General features: G+C 70.7%; 18 protein-coding genes. 8 read left to right on the forward strand and 10 right to left on the reverse strand.

Annotated elements, in window-relative coordinates; genetic code table 11:
* Positions 1 to 26 precede the first annotated feature (26 nt).
* The gene (locus AB0J95_RS38635) at positions 27 to 3146 is read right to left on the reverse strand and encodes an efflux RND transporter permease subunit (RefSeq protein ID WP_364769616.1); all 3120 of its coding nucleotides are present in this window, start codon (positions 3144 to 3146) and stop codon (positions 27 to 29) included.
* Between the two features lie 144 nt (positions 3147 to 3290).
* Positions 3291 to 4748 carry a protein kinase gene (locus AB0J95_RS38640; protein ID WP_364769618.1) on the reverse strand — a complete coding sequence of 486 codons (1458 nt, stop codon included), beginning with the start codon at positions 4746 to 4748 and terminating at the stop codon, positions 3291 to 3293.
* A gap of 175 nt (positions 4749 to 4923) precedes the next feature.
* Here AB0J95_RS38640 and AB0J95_RS38645 point away from each other — a divergent pair, with 175 nt between their 5' ends.
* From AB0J95_RS38645 to AB0J95_RS38655, 3 genes are all read left to right on the forward strand, one after another.
* Positions 4924 to 5796, forward strand: coding sequence for an alpha/beta hydrolase (locus tag AB0J95_RS38645; RefSeq protein WP_364769620.1), 873 nt, complete (start codon positions 4924 to 4926; stop codon positions 5794 to 5796).
* Positions 5797 to 5998: 202 nt separating this feature from the next.
* Complete coding sequence (locus AB0J95_RS38650) at positions 5999 to 8722, forward strand: AAA family ATPase (RefSeq protein ID WP_364769622.1); 2724 nt, start codon at positions 5999 to 6001, stop codon at positions 8720 to 8722.
* 113 nt (positions 8723 to 8835) lie between these two features.
* A complete protein-coding gene (locus AB0J95_RS38655; RefSeq protein WP_364769624.1) occupies positions 8836 to 9525 on the forward strand; it encodes an SDR family NAD(P)-dependent oxidoreductase in 690 nt (229 codons plus the stop codon).
* 48 nt (positions 9526 to 9573) lie between these two features.
* Here AB0J95_RS38655 and AB0J95_RS38660 read toward each other — a convergent pair whose 3' ends face one another.
* From AB0J95_RS38660 to AB0J95_RS38670, 3 genes are all read right to left on the reverse strand, one after another.
* A complete protein-coding gene (locus tag AB0J95_RS38660) occupies positions 9574 to 10083 on the reverse strand; it encodes a YceI family protein (RefSeq protein WP_364769626.1) in 510 nt (169 codons plus the stop codon).
* An 80-nt stretch (positions 10084 to 10163) separates the two neighbouring features.
* Positions 10164 to 11054, reverse strand: a complete 891-nt coding sequence (locus AB0J95_RS38665; RefSeq protein ID WP_364769628.1) for a universal stress protein — start codon at positions 11052 to 11054, stop codon at positions 10164 to 10166.
* Between the two features lie 82 nt (positions 11055 to 11136).
* On the reverse strand, positions 11137 to 13956 hold the full coding sequence (locus AB0J95_RS38670; protein WP_364769630.1) for an AAA family ATPase: 2820 nt from the start codon (positions 13954 to 13956) through the stop codon (positions 11137 to 11139).
* Between the two features lie 219 nt (positions 13957 to 14175).
* On the opposite strand from AB0J95_RS38670, the gene AB0J95_RS38675 reads away from it, so the two are divergent.
* Together AB0J95_RS38675 and AB0J95_RS38680 are read left to right on the forward strand one after the other, a co-directional pair.
* Entirely contained in the window at positions 14176 to 14976 is an 801-nt protein-coding gene (locus AB0J95_RS38675; protein ID WP_364769632.1) for a sigma-70 family RNA polymerase sigma factor, read from the forward strand.
* Positions 14977 to 15081: 105 nt separating this feature from the next.
* Positions 15082 to 15894 (forward strand): hypothetical protein, encoded by an 813-nt coding sequence (locus AB0J95_RS38680; RefSeq protein WP_364769634.1) that lies wholly within the window; start codon positions 15082 to 15084, stop codon positions 15892 to 15894.
* A gap of 91 nt (positions 15895 to 15985) precedes the next feature.
* Here AB0J95_RS38680 and AB0J95_RS38685 read toward each other — a convergent pair whose 3' ends face one another.
* Positions 15986 to 16429 (reverse strand): YidB family protein, encoded by a 444-nt coding sequence (locus tag AB0J95_RS38685; RefSeq protein ID WP_364769636.1) that lies wholly within the window; start codon positions 16427 to 16429, stop codon positions 15986 to 15988.
* Positions 16426 to 16614, reverse strand: coding sequence for a hypothetical protein (locus AB0J95_RS38690; RefSeq protein ID WP_364769638.1), 189 nt, complete (start codon positions 16612 to 16614; stop codon positions 16426 to 16428). Before AB0J95_RS38690 ends, AB0J95_RS38685 begins: the two co-directional genes overlap by 4 nt.
* 241 nt (positions 16615 to 16855) lie before the next feature.
* Between AB0J95_RS38690 and AB0J95_RS38695 the strand changes: the two genes are divergently transcribed.
* The 3 genes from AB0J95_RS38695 (at position 16856) to AB0J95_RS38705 (ending at position 19192) form a co-directional block, all read left to right on the forward strand.
* On the forward strand, positions 16856 to 17596 hold the full coding sequence (locus tag AB0J95_RS38695; RefSeq protein WP_364769640.1) for an SDR family oxidoreductase: 741 nt from the start codon (positions 16856 to 16858) through the stop codon (positions 17594 to 17596).
* Positions 17597 to 17714: 118 nt separating this feature from the next.
* A complete protein-coding gene (locus AB0J95_RS38700) occupies positions 17715 to 18341 on the forward strand; it encodes a hypothetical protein (protein WP_364769642.1) in 627 nt (208 codons plus the stop codon).
* 32 nt (positions 18342 to 18373) lie between these two features.
* Complete coding sequence (locus AB0J95_RS38705; protein WP_364769644.1) at positions 18374 to 19192, forward strand: SAM-dependent methyltransferase; 819 nt, start codon at positions 18374 to 18376, stop codon at positions 19190 to 19192.
* A 2-nt stretch (positions 19193 to 19194) separates the two neighbouring features.
* Here AB0J95_RS38705 and AB0J95_RS38710 read toward each other — a convergent pair whose 3' ends face one another.
* Genes AB0J95_RS38710 through AB0J95_RS38720 form a run of 3 tightly spaced genes read right to left on the reverse strand, consistent with a single transcriptional unit; the run spans position 19195 to position 22926 of the window.
* Positions 19195 to 20403, reverse strand: coding sequence for a VWA-like domain-containing protein (locus AB0J95_RS38710; protein WP_364769646.1), 1209 nt, complete (start codon positions 20401 to 20403; stop codon positions 19195 to 19197).
* Entirely contained in the window at positions 20400 to 21602 is a 1203-nt protein-coding gene (locus AB0J95_RS38715; RefSeq protein ID WP_364769648.1) for a MoxR family ATPase, read from the reverse strand. Before AB0J95_RS38715 ends, AB0J95_RS38710 begins: the two co-directional genes overlap by 4 nt.
* A 46-nt stretch (positions 21603 to 21648) precedes the next feature.
* Positions 21649 to 22926, reverse strand: a complete 1278-nt coding sequence (locus AB0J95_RS38720; protein WP_364769650.1) for a hypothetical protein — start codon at positions 22924 to 22926, stop codon at positions 21649 to 21651.
* Positions 22927 to 23129: the final 203 nt, after the last annotated feature.

Consider the following 23129-nt stretch of genomic DNA (forward strand, 5'->3'; position numbering starts at 1 on the left):
CAAACAGGTTTGTCGGGTGGCTGGGATCAGCCCGTGGGGGTGGGATCCAGGGACTCGGGGGTCCTGGCGTGCCGGGCCTCGCGGCGGGCGCGGCGGCGCTCCTTGCCGGACTCGACCATCGTGTACAGGGTCGGGACCAGGATGAGGGTCAGCACCGTCGAGCTGATCAGGCCGCCGATCACCGTGATGGCCAGCGGCTTGCCGATGAACCCGCCCTCCCCCGTGATGCCCAGGGCCATCGGGATCAGCGCGAAGATCGTCGCGGCGGCGGTCATCAGGATCGGCCGCAGGCGCCGCCGCCCGCCCTCGGCCACCGCGTCGGCGACGCTCATGCCCTCGGCCCGGTACTGGTTGATCAGGTCGATCAGCACGATCGCGTTGGTCACCACGATGCCCACCAGCATCAGCATGCCGATCAGCGCGGGCAGCCCGAGCGCGGTGCCGGTGACCAGCAGCATGGTGATCGCGCCGGTCGCCGCGAACGGGATGGACACCAGCAGGATCAGCGGCTGGATGAGACTGCGGAAGGTGGCCACCATGATCAGGAACACGATCGCGACCGCGGCCAGCAGCGCGAGGAAAAGGTTCCCGAACGCCTCCTGCTGGTCCTGGCTGACGCCGCCGAGGCGGTAGGACGCCCCACCGGTGAACTTCAGCGCGTCCAGCTTCGCCTTGATGTCCGCGGTGGTCCTGGTCAGGTTCGAGCCGGTGTTCTTGGCCGTGACGGTGGTGCTGATCTCGCCGCCGGTCCGGTGCACCGAGGCCGGACCGTCCACTGTGGTCACCTTGGCGACCTGGTCGAGCCGGACGACCCCGGTGGCGGACGGGATGGGCAGCGCCCTGACATCGTCCACTGTGGCCGGTGTGGTTCCGGCGCGCAGCACGATGTCGGTGCGCTGCCCGTTCACCGGCAGCTGCGTGACGGTCCGTCCGGCGATGGCCTGGCTGGTGATCTGGCCGATCGCGGTGGCCGACAGTCCTCGTGCCGCCGCGGCGGCCGCGTCCACCTCGACCTGGATGCGTGGCGCGCCGGTGGACAGGTCGCTGGTCACCTCGGTCAGCCCCGAGACCCCGGTGAGCGCCTGCCGCACCTGGTCGGCCGCGGGTTTGAGGGCCGCCTCGTCCGGCGCGGTCACGGTGACCGAGATCTGGTCGGAGTTGAAGCCGGACGCGGCCGCGCCGATCTTGATCTCACCCAGCTCCGGGCGCCCGGTCAGCTTGTCGCGCAACCGATCCGACAACCCGTTGAGGTCGGTGCCCTTCGCGACCGTGATCGAGATGTTGGTCGTCGAACCAGCGACGAAGCCGAACACCCCGGCGCCGCCGACGCTGACCTGGTAGGTCCGCACGGCCGGTTCGGCCGCCAGCGCCTGCTCGACCGCGACCGCCGCCTTCTGCCGGGCGTCCACGCTCGACCCGGCGGGCAGCTTCTGGGACATCTGCAACGAGGTGCCGCCCGCGTTGTCGATGAAGTTCGTGTTCAACCGGGCCGCCAGGCCGAACGTGCCACCGAGGATGACCAGCGCCAGCAGGACCACGACCAGCCGCCGCCGGGTGGCGAAGTGGATCACCGGCAGGTAGGCGCGCTGCAGGATGTTGCGGCGTTCCTTGGCGACGGCCGCCTCCCGCGCCCGCTCGGCCTCCAGAGCGTCCGCCGGGGTCGCGGGCGCCTTGAGGAACCAGTACGCCAGCACCGGCACGACGGTCAGCGAGACGAGCAGCGACGCCAGCAGCGCCACCGTGATGGTCACCGCGAACGGCGAGAACAGCTCACCGACGAGCCCGCCCACGAACGCGATCGGCAGGAACACCGCGACCGTGGTCAGGGTGGACGAGGTCACCGCACCGGCCACCTCGCGGACGCCGTCGAGCACCGCGCGATGCTTGCCCTCGCCGTACCCGAGATGGCGTTTGATGTTCTCCAGCACCACGATCGAGTCGTCCACCACCCGGCCGATCGCGATGGTCAGCGCGCCGAGGGTGAGCAGGTTGAGCGACAGGTCGCCGGTCCACAACGCGATCAGCGCGACCACGACCGACATCGGGATCGACACCGCGGTCACCAGCGTGGAGCGCAACGACATCAGGAACAGCAGGATCACGATCACCGCGAACAGCAGGCCGAGCAGGCCCTCGGTGGTCAGGCCGCTGATCGCGTCCGCGACCGGCGTGCCCTGGTCGAACACCACGTTCATGTCCGCGCCGGTCTTGGCCGACAGGCCGGGCAGCCGGTCGCGGACCGCCTTCGAGATGGCGACGGCGTTTCCGTTGTCCACCATGGTGATGCTCACGCCGAGGCTGGGCTTGCCGTTGGTGCGCGTGATCGACGTCGGCGGCGCGAACCCGGTGCTGACATCCGCGACCTCGCCGAGGGCCACCGGTTTCGCCGGAACACCGGGGCGGGGCGTTGGTGTGAGATAGAGGTTGCGGAGAGTGTCCACAGTGGTCTGTCCGCCACCGACCTGGACGTTCAGCGTCCTGTCCCCCGACGCCAGCGATCCGGCGGGAACGGCCATTCCCGCGGTCTGCAACGTCGTCGCGATCGACGCGGGATCGACGCCCGCGGCGGCGAGCTTGGCGTAGTCGAGCGTGATCGTCACCCGCGGCTGCTGCACGCCGGTGATGGTCACCGTGCGGACGCCGTCGATCTTGCGCAGCTCGGGCGCGACCTGGTCGTTCAGCGCCGGGGCGAGCTTCTGCGGGTCACCGGACGCGCCCGCGGCGAGCAGCATGACCGGCAGGTCGTCGGTGGACCCGGCCGAGATCTGCGGGCTGGAGTTCTGCGGCAGCCGGGGCTGGACCTGGTTGACCACCTGCTGGATGCGCGACACGGAGTCGTCGATGTCGGTGCCGAACTGGAACTGCGCGGTGATCCGGGACACGCCGTCCTCGGACCTGGAGCTCAGGTCCTTGAGCCCTTTCAGGCCCTGCAGCGCGCCTTCGAGCGGCTCGGTGACCTGCTGGTCGACCGCCGACGGCGCCGCGCCCGGGTACGCGGTGATGACCTGCGCCTGCGGGAACTGCAGGGACGGGAACAGCTGCTGCTTGATCTTCGGCAGTGCGAACACACCGAACCCGAGCACCACGATCGCGAGAAGCCCGATCAGGCTTCTGTTGCGCAGGCTCAGCCTGGCGAGCATGGACATGGACCAACGACTCCTCGAGCAACGGACACCAGGACTGACGCCAGCGCCAGCAGTATGGCGGAAGCCTTCCACGTCGTTTCGGCGAACGTATCGAACCGAGGGTGGATTCCGGGTGGATCCAAAGGATGAGCGGCCCCGGTGGCACTACCCGGGCTGGCAGCTGATGGCGCGGTCGGGCGCGGAGGTGTTGTCGAGGCGCCGGACGAACGAGTCACCGCCCGTGGCGGCCCGCTTACCGCAGGCCTTTTCCTTGGTCTGGAAGGGACCGTAGAACACCGAGTAGATGTCGGCGCCGTTCAGCCGGGTCCGCAGCGAGGCGCAGCCGGTGGATGGCGCGTGCAGGTACTTCGAACCGGGGTTGTCCTTGAGGAACTGCTGGACCGCCGTGGCGTAGTGCGCCGGGGTGACCGCCGAGCCGACGATCACGATGTAGCCGCCGTTGCACGCGGGCGTGCTCAGCGGGGTTTCGAGGCCAAGGTCGGCGACCGGAGCCGCGGTGACATTCGCCGTGGTGCCCGAGCCGGCGGAAGTCCTCGGTGTGGGACCGCCGAGCCTGGGCAGAACGAGCGCGCCCACCGCCACCAGCCCGGCGACGCCCACGACCCCGGCCGCGATGAACCACCGCCTGCGGCCACCTGTGCGCGCCGGCGCAGCCGCTGCAGTGTGTGGCGACGCAAGCGCGCCAGTGTGTGGCGACGGATGGGTGCCGGTGTGTGGCGGCGCTATGGCTGCGATGGGTTGCGGCGCAACGGGTTCGACGTGGACGGGAGCCATTCGCTTGGTGGGCGGGACGTTCAGCGCGCGCCGCGCCGCCGTGGCCAGCTCACCCGCGCTGGCGAACCGCTCGTCCGGGTTCTTGGCCATGCCCTTGGCGATGACGTCGTCGAACGCGTCGCCCAGCTCGGGCCGGACCGCACTGGGTTTCGGCGGCTCGTGGTTGAGGTGGGCGTACATCAGGCCGAGCGCGTTCTGCGCGGTGAACGGCTTGGACCCGGTGAGGCACTGGAAGAACACACACGCCAGGGAGTAGACGTCCACCCGGTGGTCCACCGGCGCGGAGCCGAACCGCTCCGGCGCCATGTACGCGAGCGTGCCCACGGTGTCCCCGGTCCCGGTGATGTCGCCGGACGCGCCGGTGTGCCGGGCGATGCCGAAGTCGATGAGGTAGGCGAACCCGCCGGTGCCCACCACGACGTTCGACGGTTTGACATCGCGGTGCACCAGGCCTTCGGCGTGTGCCGCGTCGAGCGCGCCGGCGATCTGGCCGATCAGGTCGGCCGCGTCCGACGGCCGCATCGGGCCCTGCGCGGCGAGCGTCTTGCTGAGGTCCTTGCCCTCGACCAGCCGCATGTCGAGGTACAGCCGGCCGTCGATCTCGCCGTAGGCGTGGATCGGGATGACGTGCGGCTCCCGTAACCGGGCCGCCGCCTGGGACTCCCGCTTGAACCGCTCGCGGAACTCCTCGTCGGTCGCGGCGCGGTCGGCGAGCAGCTTGACCGCGACCACCCGGTCGTGCCGGGTGTCATACGCGCGATGGACCTCGCCCATCCCGCCGCTCGCGATCAGCCCCTCCATCCGGTACGGACCGAACTGCCACACCACGTGCCCCCGTTCCCTCCCTCGACCGAATGGCCCAGTCGGCCGTCCGGCCCGGGGCCATAGTAGGTGGCCCCGGATGCGGAGTGGCCGATGGTGCCCGCGGGAAGCGGTGTCACGCGGCGGACTGGTCGCCGGGTCTTACGCAGGTGTGGACCGTCAACCAGAACAGGACCAGACCATGACCAGTCCCTTCAGTTCCTTCGTTCTGCGCACCAGGACCCGCCGGCCCAGCGCCATGGCGATCCTCGTGCTGGCCGCCGCCTTCGTCGCGTTGAGCGTCAGCCCGGCGCAGGGCGCCGTCGCCGCCAAGGAGAACCGGCCGGGGAAGCCGAAGCCCACCATCGTGCTGGTGCACGGCGCCTGGGCGGACGGCTCGAGCTGGACCGCCGTCATCGAGCGGCTCCAGCACGAGGGCTACACGGTCGCGGCCATTCCCAACAACCTGCGGTCGCTGTCCGGCGATGCCGCGAACGTGCGGGCCTTCCTGCAGACGGTGACGGGGCCGATCGTGCTCGTCGGTCACTCGTACGGCGGGGCCGTGATCACCAACGCGGCCACCGGGCTGCCGAACGTCAAGGCCCTCGTGTACGTCAACGCCTTCGCGCCCGACGAGGGCGAGAGCCCGCTGGCGCTCGCGGGACCGGACTCCGCGCTCTCGGCGGATCCGGCGACGGTGTTCACCTTCGTGCCCGCCACCCTGCCGCCCACGCCGACCACCGACCTGTACCTCAAGAGGACGACGGTCTTCACGTCGTTCGCCGACGGGTTGACCGCCGCTGACAAGGCACTCGTGGCGGCCACCCAGCGCCCGGCCGCTTTCGGCGGGCTCGCCGAGACCTCCGGGGTGCCGGCCTGGCGGACCATCCCGTCCTGGAGCCTCGTCGGCACCAAGGACAAGATCATCCCGTACGCCGTGCAGCTGGGCATGGCCAAGAAGGCCCACGCCACGATCACCGAGTACAACGCCGGCCACCTCGGTCTGATGTCGGACCCCAGGACCGTCTCGCGGTTCATCGACCAGGCCGCGAAGGCGGCCGTGCCGGCGAGTTGAGCCGGTGAACCTGCCGGACCGCGCCGCGCGGTCCGGCACAAGCCTTGCCTACCTGCGCTAATGTGCACGATGGGTAGGGGGCTGCCCCAGCTCCGTGCTCGCCGGGCGGACGAGGAACGGATCGGCCTTCACCACAGCCGTCTCCCTCTTCGCGGGTCCCGGGTTGACCACCACGGTTCGATCGTGGCGAAGGCGGGCAACGGTGGCGTTTCGAGGGCATGGCGGACTGGTCGGACGCGGATCGGAAGGTGCGCTGCTCGATCAGGCGGTCGCGGCCGTCCGCGCCGGGGAAAGCCGCGTGCTGGTGGTCCACGGGCCGCCGGGCATGGGAAAGTCCGCGCTGCTGGAGTATCTGGCGGGTTCGGCGGCGGATCTGCTCGTGCTGCGCGCGACCGGTGCCGAGGCCGAGATGGAGCTGCCGTTCGCGACCCTGCACCAGTTGTGCGCGCCGCTGCTGGACCGGCTGGCCGAACTGCCGGACCTGCACCGGGACGCGCTCAGCACGGTGTTCGGGCTGCGGGCAGGCGATCCGCCGGCCCGCTTCCCGGTCGGGCTCGGGGTTCTCGGCCTGCTCGCCGGGGCCGCACGGGAGGCTCCGGTGCTGTGCCTGGTCGACGACGCCCACTGGATGGACCGGGCCTCGGCGCAGGTCCTGGGTTTCGTGGCCCGCAGGCTGCCCGCGCAACCGGTCGGTCTCGTCTTCGCCGGCCGCCAACGGGTTCAGGACCTGCTCGGCCTGCCCGAGCTGGAGCTCACCGGGCTGGGCAACGCCGATGCCCACGCCCTGCTGGACTCGGCCACCCACGCCCGCCTCGACCAGCACATCCGCGACCGGATCGTGGCAGAGGCCCGGGGCAACCCGCGTGCCCTGCTGGAACTGCCCCGCGAGCTGACGGTCACCGAGCTGGCGGGCGGGTTCGGGCTGCTGAAGGCCGGCAGTGTGCCCAGCCGGGCCGAACAGGGCTTCCTGGCGCGGATCGAGAAGCTGCCCGCGCACAGCCGGCTGCTCCTGCTGGTCGCCGCCGCGGAGCCCGTCGGCGACCCGACCCTGGTGTGGCGCGCGGCGGAACTGCTCGGTGTAACACCGGCGGCGGCACTGGAAGGCGACGCGGACCGGCTGCTGTCGCTGGACGTCCGCGTGGTCTTCCGGCACCCGCTGGTGCGGTCGGCGGTGTACCGGGCGGCCGGTGAGGAAGACCGCCGGGCGGTGCACCTGGCGCTGGCCGAGGTGACCGATCGGGAGGCCGACCCGGACCGCCGTGCCTGGCACCTGGCGTCCGCCACCGCCGGACCGGACGAGATCGTGGCCGCGGAGCTCGAGCGGTCCGCGGACCGCGCGCAGGCCCGTGGCGGGCTGGCCGCCGCGGCCGCGTTCCTGCAGCGGTCGGTCGCGTTGACCATCGACACCTCGCGGCGGGCCGAACGTGCTGTCGCAGCGGGGGATGCCAGCGCCCGCGCGGGTGACCTCGCCACCGCGCGCAGACTCGCCGACATCGCGGACCTCGACGCGCCCAGCGAGTTCCTGCGGGCCCGGGCGGAGCTGGTCCGCAGCCGCATCGCCTATGTGTCGGGCCGTGATGACGAGGCGCCCGCCATGCTGCTGGCTGCCGCGCGGCGGCTGGAGCCGTTCGACCTGGACCTGGCCCGGGAGACCTACCTGCTCGCGTGGGGCGCCGCGGTCCGGGGCGCGGACGGCGATTGCCTGCTGACGATCTCCCGGGCGATCCGGGATCTTCCCGCGCCGCGGCGTGGTTCGCGGCCGATCGACCTCGTCCTCGCGGGCTGTTCGAAGCTGGTCACCGAAGGCTGGGGCGCCGCGGCCACCGCCTTGCGTGGCGCGATGGCCGCACTGGTGGAGCTGCCCGAGCCGGACCTGCTGAGGTGGGGCTGGGCCGCCGGCGAGGTGAGCCCCGCGGTCTGGGACGAGCAGATCATGCGCGACACGGCTGCCAGGGCGGCCCGGGTGACCAGCACCGCGGGCGTCCTGGCCGAGCTGCCGATCTACCTCGACCTGCTGGGCTCCGCGACCTCGTTGACCGGGGACTTCGCCGCGGCGGCCGGGATCGTCGAGGAGTCCGGCGCCGTCGCGGCCACCACTGGCACGCACATCGCCTCGTACACCGCGCTCATCGTCAAAGCCATGCAGGGCAAGGAAGTCGAGGCGGCTGAGCTGATCGCGGCCGCGAACGAGCAGGCGGGAACGGATGGCGCGCCGGCCGCGCACTGGGCTGCCTCGGTTCTCTACAACGGCCTGGCGCGGTACGAGGAAGCGCTGTCGGCGGCCCAGGCCGGTACCCGGGTCGCTCGGCTGATCGTGTCGGCGCGGGTCGAGCCGGAGCTGATCGAGGCGGCCGTGCGCGTGGAGGACGACAGGATCGCCCGCGGCGCATTCGAACGCCTGACGGACAGCGCGCACGCCTACGACACCGACTGGGCGCAGGGCACCCTCGCCCGGTGCCGGGCGCTGCTGAGCGACGAGGCCGTCGCGGAGGACCTCTACCGTGAGGCCATCGAGCGGCTCGGCCGGACGCGGTTGCGGCCCGAACTGGCCCGGGCCCACCTGCTCTACGGCGAATGGCTGCGCCGGCAGTCCCGGCGCGTCGACGCACGGCAGCACCTGCGCATCGCCTACGACATGCTCGACTCGATCGGCATGGCCGGGTTCGCCGAACGTGCCCGCCGTGAGCTGCTGGCCAGCGGGGAGAAACTGCAGAAGCGCACTCCGGACCGGTCCTCGGGCGACGAGCTCACCCCGCAGGAGAAGCAGATCGCGCTGCTCGTCCGTGACGGCCTGTCCAACGCGGAGGTGGGCGCGCGGCTCTACCTCAGCCCGCGCACGGTCGAGTGGCACCTGCGCAACATCTTCACCAAGCTGTCCATCACCTCCCGCCGGCAGCTGCGGGACGCCTTGCTGCGCACCAGGTGACCGCCCCTGGGTATCCCTGGTCCCCGGGGACCAGGGACAGCCCCTGGGTCGTCGCGGCACCGGACGGACGAGTCTGAACACATCGATCCCGTCGCCAGGGAAATGAGGCAGCCATGTCCGGTCGCCCGCTGGACGGGGCCGTCGCGCTCATCACCGGCGCCACCAGTGAGATCGGCGCCGCGACCGCACAGCGCCTCGCCCGGGAGGGTGCGGCGGTCGCCCTGGTCGCCCGGCAGCAGAACCGCCTCGACCGGGTCGCGAACGACGTCAGGACGCTCGGCGGCCACGCCATCGCGGTGCCGGCCGACATCACCTCGCCCCGGCTGGCCCGTCAGGCGGTGGAGGACACGCACGACCGGCTCGGCCGCCTGGACATCCTGGTCAACAACGCCGGTGTGATGGTGCTCGGCACCGCGCTGCACGCCCCGATCGCGGACTGGGACCAGATGATCTCGCTCAACGTGTCCGCGCTCCTGCACGTCACGCACGCTGCGGTGCCGTACCTGATCGACGCGGCCGCGACCTCGCCGCGGCGGGTGGCCGACCTGGTGAACATCGGCTCGACCGCCGGGCGCGTCGCCCAGCCGGGCGGCAGCGTGCACACGCTGACCAGGTTCGGCCTCACCGGGTTCACCGAGTCGCTGCGCCAGGAACTGCGCGCCGAACACATCCGGGTCGGCGTGGTCCAGCCCGGTACCGAGCCCGTGCCGCCGCAGGACATCGCTGACGCGATCGCCTATGCCGTCACACGGGACCGGCGGGTGGCCGTCACCGAGATGGTCGTCCGGGCCGATCAGGTGTGACCGGGCGCAGCACCGCCTCGATCTCCAGGGTGATCCGCACCTCGTCGCTCACGACGACGCCACCGCCGTCGAGCGGCAGCTTGATGTCGACGCCGAAGTCGTTGCGGTTGATGTGGCCGACGCGGAAACACCGGCGCGGGTGCCGCCGCTGTCGTCCGGCCCGATGCCGTTCACCTCGAGCTTCAGCGGGACCGACCGGGTGACGCCCTTGATCGTCAGGTCGCCGTCCACCACCAGGCCGTGTCCGCCGGCCCGGACGGCCGTGGACCGGAATGTCCACAGTGGATAGTGGTCGGCGTCGAAGAAGTCGGCCGAGCGCACGTGCCGGTCGCGCAGCACGTTGCCGGTGTCGACCGAGGCGGCCTCGATGGACGCGATGACGGTCGAGTCGGTCACGTCGGCGCCGGTCACGATCGTGCCGGAGAAGCTGCGGAACCGGCCGCGGACCTTGCTCACCATCATGTGCCGGACGGTGAAGGCGACTTCGGAGTGGACCGGATCGATGTCCCAGGTGCCCGCGAGGTAACCGCGGATCGGGGTCGTGGTTGCCGTGGTCATCGGATCTCCTCTGGTCGTGGTGGTCACTGCTGGGCAAGCCATGTGTCGAAGGTGATCTCCCCCAGCTGGGCGTGTAGCGATCACCACTCCTCGGGGCGGACGACGGCGACCGGGCAGGGTGAGTGGTGCAGCACCGCGTTGCCGACCGAGCCGAGCAGGAGGCCGGCGGCGCTTCCCCGGCCGTGTGACCCGACGACGAGCAGCTGAGCGGTGGTGTGTGTCGTCTGTTGGATCAACGCGTGCGCGGGCTTGTCCCGGACGACCACGCGCCGCACCGTGAGGCCGGGATACTTCGCCACCCACGCGGCCAGCCGCTCGTCGAGCACCTCGCGTTCACCGGCGTCGACGGCGTCCACGTCCACCAGGGGCGCCAAGGCGCTCTGGATCGGGGTGTCGATCCAGGCGTGCACGGCGATCAACGGCACCTTCCGCGCATCCGCGGCCTGCACGGCGAACGCCAGCGCCGCATCGCTGATCTCCGAGCCGTCGATACCGACCACAACCGGGCCGGCGTCGGACCGGTGATCACCGCGCACGACCACGACCGGGCAGTGCGCTCGGGCGACCAGACCGATCGCGACCGAGCCGACCAGCAGCGACGTGAACCCGCCGAGGCCGCGGTCACCGATGACCACCAGTGCCGCCCCGGCCGACTCGGCGGCCAGCGCCGGTACCGGGAATCCGTCGGCCACCCGCTGGGAGATGGCTATGTCCGGGGCGGCCTGTGCGGCCGCGCCGGCGGCCGCCGCGAGATCGTCGCGGCTGCGGCCCATCAGTGCCTCGCGGAAGTCTCCACCCACGCCCGGGTCGCCGATGTGCCTTGTCGCGGCGAAGCCGAAGGCGCTGACCAGGTCCACCGAGGTGCCGCGGCGCGCCGCTTCGCGGGCTGCCCACCGGGCGGCTTCGAGCGCCGACGACGACCCGTCGATGCCCACGACGACCGGCAGGCCCTTCCCTCGTGGCTGTCCCATGTCCCGCTCCTGTCCCAAATCCCGTGCAGATGTGCTGCAACTAGGACCTGGCAGGACCCCGGATTTGTGACACCGGCCCGGCTCAGTGGGTGCCGGTCAGCGCTCCGCGCAGCTCCTTGCGGGAGTTGACCTCGAGCTTGGTGAACACCTTGCGCAGGTGCCATTCGACCGTGCGCGCGCTGACGAACAGCTCCGCGCCGATCTCGGCGTTCGTCCGGCCGTCCCCGGCGAGCCGGGCGATCTGGGCCTCCTGCGCGGTGAGCACCTCCCGGACCTCGACCGCCCGCTGCCGGACCGACTCGCCGGTGGCCAGCAGTTCCCGCCGCGCACGGTCGGCGAAGGCGGTGGCGCCGAACCTGTTCAGCATCTCGTAGGCGGTACGCAGCTGCTCGCGCGCTTCGAGACGCCGGTTCTCGCGGCGCAGCCACTCGCCGTACACCAGGTGGGTGCGCGCGAGGTACACGGCGACCCGGCTGCGGGCGAGGCGTTCGATGGCCTCGCGGTACAGCAGGTCGGCGGCCTGGCCCTGGCTGAGCAACGCTCTCGACCGGGCCAGCACACCGCGGGCCCAGTCCGTGCCGCTGGCGGTGGCCTGTTGTTCGAGGAGTTCCAGGGCGGCCGCCGCCTGCTGTGGGGCATCACCGCGGGCACCCGCCTCGATCAGCTCGACCAGGGAGAACCCGAAGCCCGCCAGGTCGTCGTGCTCGCATGCCCGTTGAGCACTGGCCAGGGCGGCCTGGTACTGACCGCGGCTGTTGTGCAGCAGGGCGATCAGGTAGTTGCCCGACCCGATCGCCCGGCCTTCTCCCCAAGTGGTCGCCCACAGGTACATGGCCTCGATCTCGTCCACCGCCCTGGCGTCTTCGCCACGCCAGGCGACCAGCAGCAGCGAGGCATACGCCAGGGGCGAGTTGCCGGTCGCCTTGGTGATCGCGTCGGACTCCTCGACCAAGGTCGAGGCCAGGTCGAACTCGCCGGCGTGCACATGCACAGCGGCGCGGTAGGTCAGCGCCAGGGGCAGGAAGTTGAGTGCACCGGTCTCACGAGCCGCATGGACGGCATGGGTGCTCAGTTCATACCAGGTCTCGTCGTCCCACATGTCGGCGGCGACCGGCCACGCCAGCCAGAGCCAGCGCATGATGTCGTCGTTGTCGCGCCCGGCATCCCGCCGGAACAGCGAGAGGGCCTGCTTCAGCAGCGCCGCACCCTCGACATAGCCCTCGGCGTACCGGGCCGCGAGGCCGTCCAGCAGGGCGTCCGCCGGGGATGGTGGCTGCGGCGCCCGCAGTGCCGCGCGGGCGGCCTCGGCCACCTGCCGCACCCCGCCGGCACCAAGGAGGCGGCCGGCGAAGATCGCCGAGCCGAGTGCTTCGAGATACGCCTCGCGTGCCTGTCCGTCGTCCTGGCCTGCCAGCCGTCCGGCCGCGTCGAGCAGCAACGGCACGGCATCGCCGCCACGCCTGCGCGCGAAGACGATCTGAGCGCGCAGCCGCGCCAGCCGCCCGCGCTGTAGTTCGTCCAACGTGGCCATCTCTGCGGCGGCGAGCAGTTCCAGCGCCGTGTCGTAGGCGCCGGCCTCGAACGTGGCCTGGGCCGCCGCCACCGCCCGCGTGGCCCGCGTGGCGGGATCCGGCGTCAGCCCGGCCGCCCGGGTCAGGAACGCCGCGGCCGCGGCGACACCGCCGCGGGCCTGGGCCCGGTCGGCGGACCGTTCCAGTTCACTTGCCACGGCCTCGTCCGGTTCGACCGCGGCGTGGGCGCGATGCCAGGCGCGGCGGTCCGGGTCGGATCCGGGATCGGTCGCCTCCGCGAGCGCACGGTGCACGTCCCGGCGGTCCGCGGGGTCCGCCGCGCGGTAGGCCGCCGAACGCACCAGCGGATGCCGGAACCGCACCAGCGCGTCGAACTCGATCAGCCCGGCGGTCTCGGCGGCCGCCTCGGCTTGCGTCCCGATGCCGAGCAGCGCGGCCGCCTGCCTCAGCAACGGCACGTCGCCCACCGGTTCCGCGGCGGCCACCAGCAGAAGCCGTTGGGCCGCCGCCGGAAGCGACGCGATCCGGCGCAGGAAGCTCTCCTCGATCTGGCTGGCCAGCGGCCGCACATCCGGGCGGGCGAACCCGCCCGCCAGCTCCGTCCCGGTCAGCCCGCGCGGCAGCTCCAGCAGCGCCAACGGGTTGCCGCGGGCCTCGGCCACGATCCGGTCCTTGACGCGTTCGTCGACGCGGCCCAGGACCGCCGAGTCCACCAGCGCCCGTGCGTCCGCGTCACGCAGGCCGTGCACCACCAGCTCCGGCAACCCGGCCAGCTGGTCGTCACCCGGGCCGAGCGCGGACTCGCGCACCGCGAACACCAGCGCCACCCGTTCGGCGAGCAGCCGGCGCGCGACGAAGGCCAGCGTCTGCGCGGACACCCGGTCGAGCCATTGGGCGTCGTCCACCACACAGACCAGGGGCCCGTCCTCGGTTCCCTCGGCCAGCAGGTTGAGCACCGCCAGGCCGACCAGGAACCGGTCCGGCGCGCTGCCCGTGCTCATCCCGAACGCGACGGCCAGCGCGTCCCGCTGCGGTGCGGGCAGGCGATCGAGGTACCCCATGACCGGCGCGCACAGCTGGTGGACCCCGGCGAACGCCAGCTCCATCTCCGACTCGACGCCGCCGGTACGCGCGATCTGGCAGCCCGTCGCGGTCCCGACCAGGTAGTCCACCAGGGCGGACTTGCCGATCCCGGCCTCGCCGCGCAGCACGAGCACCTGGCTGCGGCCCGACCTGGTGTCCGTCAGCAACCGGTCCAGCGCCGCACATTCGCCACGCCTGCCCCGCAGCCCGCGCCGACGATCACTGCCCGACATCACCACCACCGCGCGGTCCCAGGAGCCCACTGCGATCAGCGCGGGCCACCCCATGATGCACCACCCGGCCGTGGCGATCACGTGTTGCGCGATCCGCACCCCTGGTGGCGGGCACGTGTCCCTAGCCCGGTGTCCCCACGTGGGTCACCAGGGTCTGCCAAGGGCGCGCCCCGGACCCGCGCCGGACGACGGTGTCATCACCGGCTTTCACCAGCACGCCCTTCGATCGCCGAGTCAGGCAGCAGTCGAGGCCACGACGAAAGGACGGTCCTCATGCGCTCGACGAACACCGACACCCCCGCCGCTCCCCCACCCACCATGGTCGTTCCGCCACCACGGACCCCGTTGGAACCACCACCTCCCACGGCGGCCGAAGAGGAAGTGGCGGATTTCCAACGCATCCGCCCGCGCCTGTTCGGGATCGCGTACCGGATGCTCGGCCGGGTCACCGACGCCGAGGACGTCGTGCAGGACGTCTGGCTGCGCTGGCAACGCGCCGACCGCACGGTGGTCCGCGACCGGACCCTGTTCCTGGTCAAGGTCACCAGCCGGGTCGCGCTCAACGTGGCCCGCACGGCCCGGGTCCGCCGTGAGTCGCCCGCGGGCCGCTGGCCGTCGGCGGAGATCATCGCTCCGGACGACCCCGCAGGCGCGACCGAACGCGCACAGGAGATCGAGCGCGCGCTTCTGCTTCTGCAGCAACGGTTGTCGCCTACCGAACGCGCGGTCTTCGTGCTGCGCGAGGCGTTCGAGTACCCGTTCCGCGACATCGCCGAAGCGCTCGAACTCAGTGAGGCCAATTCACGCCAGCTGGCCCGGCGGGCCCGCGCGCACCTCGCCGAACGAAGGCAAGCGCCCGTGCACCGCGCGGTCCACGACCGCCTGATGAGCGCGTTCGCCAGCGCCGCCCAGTCCGGCGCCATGGCGCGCCTCGAACGGATACTCGCCGACGATGTCGTTGCCGGGCAAGGAAACAAACCGCGCCACGAGGATTGGGCAGATGTGGGTCGCCAGTATCCGAGGACACCGCGGGCGTCGTCACATACGGCAGCAACGGCGATCGCCGGTTCGTAGGCACAAGGCCACTCAGCGGGCCCAGCACACCGCTCAATGCGTCTTGTGACACAAACGGCCCCGCCGACCCGTGTCACGCTGAAGGGCCCGTCACGGAGGTCAGCGATGATGCCCGACGCCGCCCAACGTGCCAAAGACGATGACCGTCCGCGGCTGGTCCAGAGGTACTTCAGTTCCGCGCCACCCCCAGACCTGCCAGCGCTGGCTCCCGGTGGCCTCTTTGCCGGTGCTGTCCTGGTTGTTTTGGCCGTCGTGGTCGCTACCGGCTTCTGGACGTTTCTACTGCTCGCAACAGGTGCTGCTTGCGGCTTCTCAGGTTGGCACAATTTTCAGCAGTACAGGGCGGACCGCCGGCCTGCAGACAGCGATATGGACACGCTGCTTCGGAATGATCTCATCGCCGTCGTACAGGGTGCCGCACACAGCGTGGGCCAGAATGCGGGCTCGTTGAATAACGGTGAATGTCTCCTGTGCACTGTCGCGGTCGACCTTGCAGATGACGGCGAACGCCCGCCGCTGGCTCGGACCGGGGATGACGAACTGGTCCGGGCCGAACGCTATCAGGTGTTCGTATTCTGGCTGCACGGCGGGTCTGTCACGGTGTGGGAGTGCAAGCTCGATTTCCGCACCGGTGACGGAATCCTGCTTCCAAAGCATACGATCCCCCGCGCGGGTTTGATACTGAGCGAAGGATGGATAGACCTACCCAAAGCTCCACTGGACATAGCCGATCCCATACGCGACGGCGATTTCTTCGCCAGCATGACCAAGGAATTCTGCGTCTTGATGAGCCATTCCAACACTAAGATACCAGTCAAAGCCGGTGCTTACTTGGACGCCAGTGAAAGTAGGTATTACCAGGTCGCATGGCAAAATGCTGCCGTATTGAGGGAGTTGCACACACGAGTTCATCAATGAGATTTTCAAACCTCGACCCACCGAGCGAACTGACAGCCGTGGACTGACAGCGACCATTGTTGTCAGCCCACAGCTCGCGATCGAACGTCTGTCAGTGCACGCGGGAGCCGAAGCCGCCGGCCTCCCGGTCGTCCTCGGCGCTGGCGTCGAGGATCTCGCGGGCGAGCCGGTTCACGTCGACCACCTGGCCACCAGGGCTGACCGCGTCCACGAAGTCGGGCAGGATCACGGCGAGCTGCCAGGTGATGGTGCTCGAGCTGGCGCTCATCAGCTGGGCGAGGTCGTCGATGGCGGTGTCGCCGATGGTCTTGCGGACCTGGTCGGCGGTCATCGTCCTGTTCGGCACCTCGTCGGACAGCCAGCTGGCGTACTGCTCGGTGCTTGTCGTCTCGGCGAGGTGCAGCACGACGGCGTGCAGCCGTGGCGCTCCGGACTCGACCGCCCGTGGCGCGGACTCGACGTATCCCAGGCCGAGGATCAGCTCCCGCACCTGCGGGTCGTCGAGCAGCATCTCCAGTTTGCCGATGTCGTTCACAGCTCGGCGCCCAGCGCGTCGAAAATGCCGTCGGCGGTCAGCCCGAGGTCGGCCATCCGGGCCAGGTCCCCAGCGTCGTGCGTGTCGATCCGGTCGGGCAGGTGCTCCGCCAGGGACTCGGCGAAGTCGGGTCCGTAGGCGCGGCGGATGGCTTGGAGCGCCAGGGCTTTCGAGATAACGGTCATGGCGGTCTCGTTTCGTGGGAACAGGACGGCTCGTACTGACACCAACTAGGACCGTGCACCCGCGCGGCGCGTGACAACTGGTCTTCGCCGAGCCCCCGTTCCGGTACGAGCTGGGGCCAGACGGCGCCCGCAAGGTGCTCGACGACGTCCAGGCCGCACCCGCGGACAAACACCACACGGATGAGTGTGCCGGGCCTGGATCGACTGCGCCCCGGAAACGGACAGTGGTAAGCCTTGAGGAATGACGACCCCACGTGAACCGGAGCTACGAGGGCAGACCGTGGTCGTGATCGGTGGCAGCGCCGGTATCGGCCTCGAGACGGCCCGGCGTGCACGGGCCGAAGGCGCCGATGTCATCCTCACCGGCCGCGACACAGAACGCCTCGACCGGGCCGCGCAGGAGATCGGCGCGCGCAGCACCGCGGCCTTCGACGCCACCGACTTCGACCGGCTCCGGCGGTTCTTCGCCGATCTGCGTGGCCCGGTGGACCACATCATGGTCACCGCGGGACGGCCGTACTACGCGCCACTCGCCGAGATCGACTTCGCGGAGGCCCGTCGGGTCATCGAGGGGCATTTGTGGCTGCCGCTGCGGATCGCCCAGGTCGCGCCCGGGGTGGTGCGGCCTGGTGGGTCACTGGTGTTCATGAGCGGCACCGGCGCGCGCCGGCCCACCGTCGGGCTCGCACTGACATCGGCGCTGACCGCCGGGTCGCCCGCGCTGACCGCCGGTCTCGCCCTCGAACTCGCGCCGATCCGCGTGAACCTGATCGCCGCCGGGTTCGTCGACACCCCGCTGTCCGCGGAGCTGCTCGGCGACCAGCTCGATGCCCGCCGCGAGCAGCTGAGCGCCACCCTGCCCATCCGCCGTGTCGTTCAACCGACCGATGTCGCCGCCCTCGCCGTCCACCTGATGGCCAACACCGCCCTCACCGGCGCCACTTATGACGTCGACGGCGGCCAGCAGCTGCTTCCCCGCTGATTTCCGCGGGACGCCGGATTGCGGTGGCCGTCGACCCGAGACTGCCCTTTGAGGCGCGGGACGGCGCCGGAGGCGGCCCTAGGGTCGATGGCACCACGACCCGGGGAGAAGACCTTCCATGACACAGGTGCTGCTCGATGTGCTGGCCCGCCCCGACAAACCGCAGAAGTCGGCCCGTCTGGTGATGACCGACCAGGCCATGGTGTTCACCGACAGAACCATTGCCTGGCCGAACATCGACAAGGTCGACTACTCCGCGATCGACCACTACACCAACGGCGCCTACCAGCACACGACGTTCTCGATCACGGTCGGCACCCCGGACCGGCAGAAGGCCGGCTTCCAGATGATCTCCGGCACCACCGGGTTCCTGCGCGGCAGGATCGACCACGAGAAGCGCGACCGCAACCGGGAACTGTGGTCGCAGGCGGTCGACATATTGCTCGAGCGGGTCGCCACCCGGATCGTGAGCCAGGCGATCTCGGCCGTCGAGCATGGCGGCGCGACCGAGCTGGGCGGGGTGCGGATCGACCGGCAGGGTCTGCACAAGGGCACGCTGTTCAAGAAGTCGATCGAGTGGGACCAGGTGGCCGGCACCGAGATCAAGTACGGTTACCACCGGATCATGGCCTACCACGGCGAGAAGACCAAACCACGCATCCAGGTACCACGCGGGACGTGGAACGCGGTCCTGCTGCCCGCGGTCATCCGGGTATTCGCACCGCGCGCCCGGCCGACGCAATAAGGTGTGCGGATGACCCCGCGAGGTGGTGATGTATGACGCAGAACGACGAACCTTCGGCCCGCGACGACTCGGGCACGCAGATCGCCCGTGTCTACAACGCCCTGCTCGGCGGCAAGGACAACTACGAGGCCGACCGCGAGGTGCGCGACCAGTTCACCGCGATCGCACCGGAGTTCGCGGCGCTGGCCCGGGACAACGAGCAGTTCCTGTTGCGGGCGACCAGGTTCCTGGCCGGCGAGGCCGGGATCGACCAGTTCCTCGACTTCGGGCCGTGCCTGCCGGTCGACGAGAGCATGCACGAGGTGGTCCAGCGGCTCAACAGCGAGGCCTCGGTGCTCTACGTCGGCATCGACCCGCTGGTCCTCGCGCACGGCCGCATGCTGCTCGCGGGCAACGAGCAGACCCACATCACGGAGCTCGACTGGACCACCGAGGACGTCGTCAGCGACCCCACGGTCCGCAAGCACATCGACTTCCAGCGCCCGGTGGCCATCTGCCACGTCGGGACCCTCATGCACGTCGGCGACGAGTACGACCCGTGCGGCATCCTGCGCCGGCTCATCGACGCCTGCGCCCCGGGCTCCTACGTCGCGTTCGCACACCTGCTCGACCCGGGCGAGGGCCACGAGCTGGCCGGCCTGGCCGCCCGCGTGCAGGAGATCTACCTCAGCAGCGGAATGGCCAGCGGCTGGTTCCGGACGATCGACCGGATCAACACCATGCTGGCCGGTCTCGACCCCGTCGACCCCGGCCTGGTCCCGCTCGCCGACTGGTGGCCGGACGGCCCCCGCCTGCGCCCCCTGTCCCCCATCCAGCACCTGCTGGTCGGCGCCGTCGCCCGCAAACCCTGAGATCAGCCGATGGAGACCACCCGCGCCCATGCGGGTGGGGTGTCCGGTTTGTAGTGGTGGTCTTCGGCTGGTTGGTGACGCCGGGGGAACAGGCCGATGACGGTCCGGCAGGGTGGTTTGCTTGGGGGCCAGGGGGTTTGGCCGTCGGTGAGGGCCACGATGACGTCGGGTGGATGGGTGGTGCGCAGGGCTTTGGCGAAGCCGGTGCGCAGGTCGGTGCCGCCACCGCCGATCAGGGCGATTCCCTCGGCACGGCACAGTTTGTCGACGGTGTGGGCGGCAGCGTCGCAGGACATCACCGAGACGAGGTCGCGCCGGCCGCCCACCGCGCAGGCGATCGCGGCGATCTCCAGGATCGCGCTGCCCAGTTCGGCGTCGCTCACGGATCCGGAGGTGTCGACGATCACGCAGACGCTGGGCGGACGGCGCCGGAGGCTCGGCATGATGACGCCGGGCAGACCGGCCGACCGGCGCGAGGGGCGGCCGTAGGTGTAGTCCTCGCCCACGCCCGCGCTGGAGATCGCCGTACGGACCGCCGCGCCCAGCAGTTCCCGCCACGGCTGCGGTGGATGGAAGGCCTGCTCGGCCCAGCGCCGCCAGCCCTGCGGAACGTCCCCCGGAGCGGCGTTGATGCCCTCGGCGACCCGGAACCGGACGGCATCCCGTTCCTGCGCGGTGAGCCCGTGCGCGCCGTCGGGGCCCAGATCCCAGTCGCGGTCCAGCCCGTCGGCGCCGCTGCCGCAGTCCAGCCAGGCAAACCCGTTGGTGTACGGGCCAAGCCGGAACTGCAGCAGGTACTCCTCCATCAACTGCCCTTCCCGCAAGCGGAGCATCTCCGGGTGCGCGGCGTCCTCGGGCCGGACCAAGCCATCGCCGAACACATCGTCGTTGATCTCGAAGTCCGCGGCGATGTTCATCCGCAGCCGCTCCCCCGGCCCGGTCAGGTCGTGCTTCGCCGCGAACCGGTCGCCGCGCCCGTGATGATCACGCAGCAGGTGCGAGACCTCATGGACCCACACCCCGGCCAGCTCCTCCACCGGAGTGCGGTCCACGAACGCAGCCGAGACGTAGCAACGCCAATAGCGGTCCACAGCCATTGTCGGCACGTGCCTCGACTCTACAATGGACAATGCGAACAACGCGGTCGCCAGGTACGGCCGGCACCGGGCCGCGTGCAACCGGGCGGCGAAAAGCTTCTCCTCGTCCATCATCCGCGGGCACCCACCCGGTTCGCTCGCTGTGACAACGAAACCACGCCCGCCAGCCGTTCGATCGCCGCCGGAACCTGCCAGTCGTCGCGGCGCAACGCCGCGAGCGTCGACGCCGGTACGACCACCAGGTCTGGAGCGCCGGTCTCCAGCGCCTGAACCAGCAGTGCCCACGCGGCGTCCCAGCGGGACTGCTCGGGCCGCTTGCGCACGGCCTCCACCACGCCATCGAGCACCGTCTGGCGCAGGTCGCCGCGCTCGGGCAGGACGGCTGCGGCCGGATCCGCGAGCAGCACCTCGGGGTCCGGCAGATCCATCCGATCCAGGAAAGCCAGCAACTCCAGGCCCGGCCCGTCGCCCACCGCGCCCCGCACCAGCATCGACAGCACATCCCGGGAAGCGCCCGCGGCGGTGGCGAAAGCGATCAGCCGCAGCGCCATTTCCCAACTGCGGGGCGACGCCCATGGCCCGCCTCGGCGTACTTCGTTCTTTGGCAATTGATGCACAAGCGCCGGACGAACGGTGAGCAGCTCGCACACCGCCCGGCGAGCGAACGCCACGGCGTCCCGCAGCCGCTCCGGGTCCAGGTCTGGCAGCGCGGCCTTGGGCCACGTCCCACCCAGTCCGCGGACCACGACCTCGTGGTCGTATGTCCACTGTAGATGGACGAACCGGTTGGCCAGTGGCGGGCTGAGCTCCCAGCCATCGGCCGCGGAGGACCGCGGATTGGCGGCGGCCACGATCCGGACACCCGGCGGAAGCCTCAACGCACCGACCCGACGTTCGAGCACAACACGTAGCAACGCGGCCTGGACGGCGGGCGGCGCGGTGGACAGTTCGTCCAGGAACAACAGTCCGTGACCGGTGCGGACCAGGCGTACGGCCCAATCCGGCGGAGCCATCGGAACTCCTTGCTCCGCGGGATCATCGCCGACCACCGGCAGACCGGAGAAGTCGGACGGCTCGTGCACGCTCGCGATCACCGTTGTCAGCGGCAGTTCGAGAGCGTCGGCAAGCTGGTTCAGCGCTGCGGTCTTGCCGATCCCCGGTTCGCCCCACAGCAGCACCGGCAGGTCGGCGGATACGGCCAGTGTCAAGGCTTCCAGCTGGTTGTCGGCACGTGGTTCGGTGTTCGTGTTGCGCAGCAGGGCAAGCAGGTCGGCGGCGATGTTCAGCGGCCGGGCATCCATGGCAGCAGGCATGTTGATCACCTTTGGTCAGGTCGGGGCCGTGCGACGGCCAGGCGAGTCAGATACGGGTGGCGTGGCGCGGATGGGCGCGGGAGTCCGGGCGGCGTTTGTCCCGAGTGGACGGAGGAGGGCTGTAGCCGCCGATTCCGGCGCGGTACATGCCGTGAGACACCTTGCGGCGCAACGCTGTCTCCAACTCGTCACGCAATGCGCCGCTGCGCAGCAGCGCGTCCGCGCCGAGCAGCCGTTCGACCACGGCGAGGGCACCGGCGGTGTCGCCGTGATCCAGCCGAGCGCGAACGTCCGCAAGGTTCTCCGGAGCCCGATGTGCCGTGTCGATCGCTTGCAGGCACGGCGGTCCGGTACCGCCCAACGCGATGAGCAGCTCCTCGCGGCGGATCTCGTCGGCGTCGTGGTCCAGCGGGACGAGCACCCCGTTCACCACGCCGATCCGGTGCATGGCGCCACGACACTCCACGAGGCGTTCCTCTGCGCTGCCTGGACTTCGTGCCACACCAGCCGGTCGATGGCCGGGGCAGAGCGCCGCCGCGACAAGCGGGTGCAGCCGATCGGCGTCGATCAGCCCTGCGCGCAGCAGCTCCACATCAGGAAGCAACCACGTCGCCGCGTCCGGCAGTAGCGGCCGCCCTCTCGCGGGAGCCACCGTGATCTTCCGCGTGTCCACATCCAGCATCAGCCGGCGCCGGGAACTGAGCCGTACGGCGACGGTGCTGCCCGCGCACCCGTCCGCCTGCAGCAACAGCGCCGCCTCGGCCATCCACCGATGCGTGGCGCAGCCCGGGATCTCAACGGCCGAGGGCCCTTCCCTGGCCCGTTCCGCCAGCTCACCGGCCCTGGGCGCGTCCCACAAGTGGCGGTGCAGATCGAGGCGGAACCGGCGGTCGGGATGGGGCCGGGACTGGGACGGTTCCCACAGCGCGAGGCTGATCCGCTGGCCCGCGTCTGCCCACACCGGAGGTGTCCGCGCCACGAGGTGTATCGCCTCTTTGTCAGCCCGGTATCGAGCCAGGGACACGGTGAGGTCCGGACGCAGCAGGCCATCCGGCGCGATCCGCGGAAAATGCCAGCGCAGCAGGTCAGGAGCCAGCTGGCGCAGATCGGCGCGGACCCGCGCGGCGAACTCGCGGCCATGGGCGCGACCCACGGCCCGCAGGTCCAGGTCCACGTCGAAGTGCGCGGCGGCGCAAGCGCCAGCCCAGTCCCCGGCCATCCGGCGGGCTGTCGCTGACTCGATCATCGTCGGCGGCACGGCGAACTCGCGCACGCGCGACCAGAAACGAAGGCGAAAGGTCTCATTCGCGGTCAAAGGGTGCATCAGCACTCACCTTTGGCGAACGAAACCCCCGATCCACACGAGTAGGTATCCATCACGGCCACCTTAGCATGATCGCCCACCCCACCCCCGTGTCCCACATTCACCGCCCCCGTGTCCCCCGTTGACGGACCCCGAGTTCCCCGTCGGCCGACCCCGAGTTCCCCCACTCGCTTGGGGCAGTGTGGAACTCGGGGTGCTCGAAC

This window comes from Actinocrispum sp. NPDC049592 (genome assembly GCF_040675465.1).
GTDB lineage: Bacteria > Actinomycetota > Actinomycetes > Mycobacteriales > Pseudonocardiaceae > Kibdelosporangium.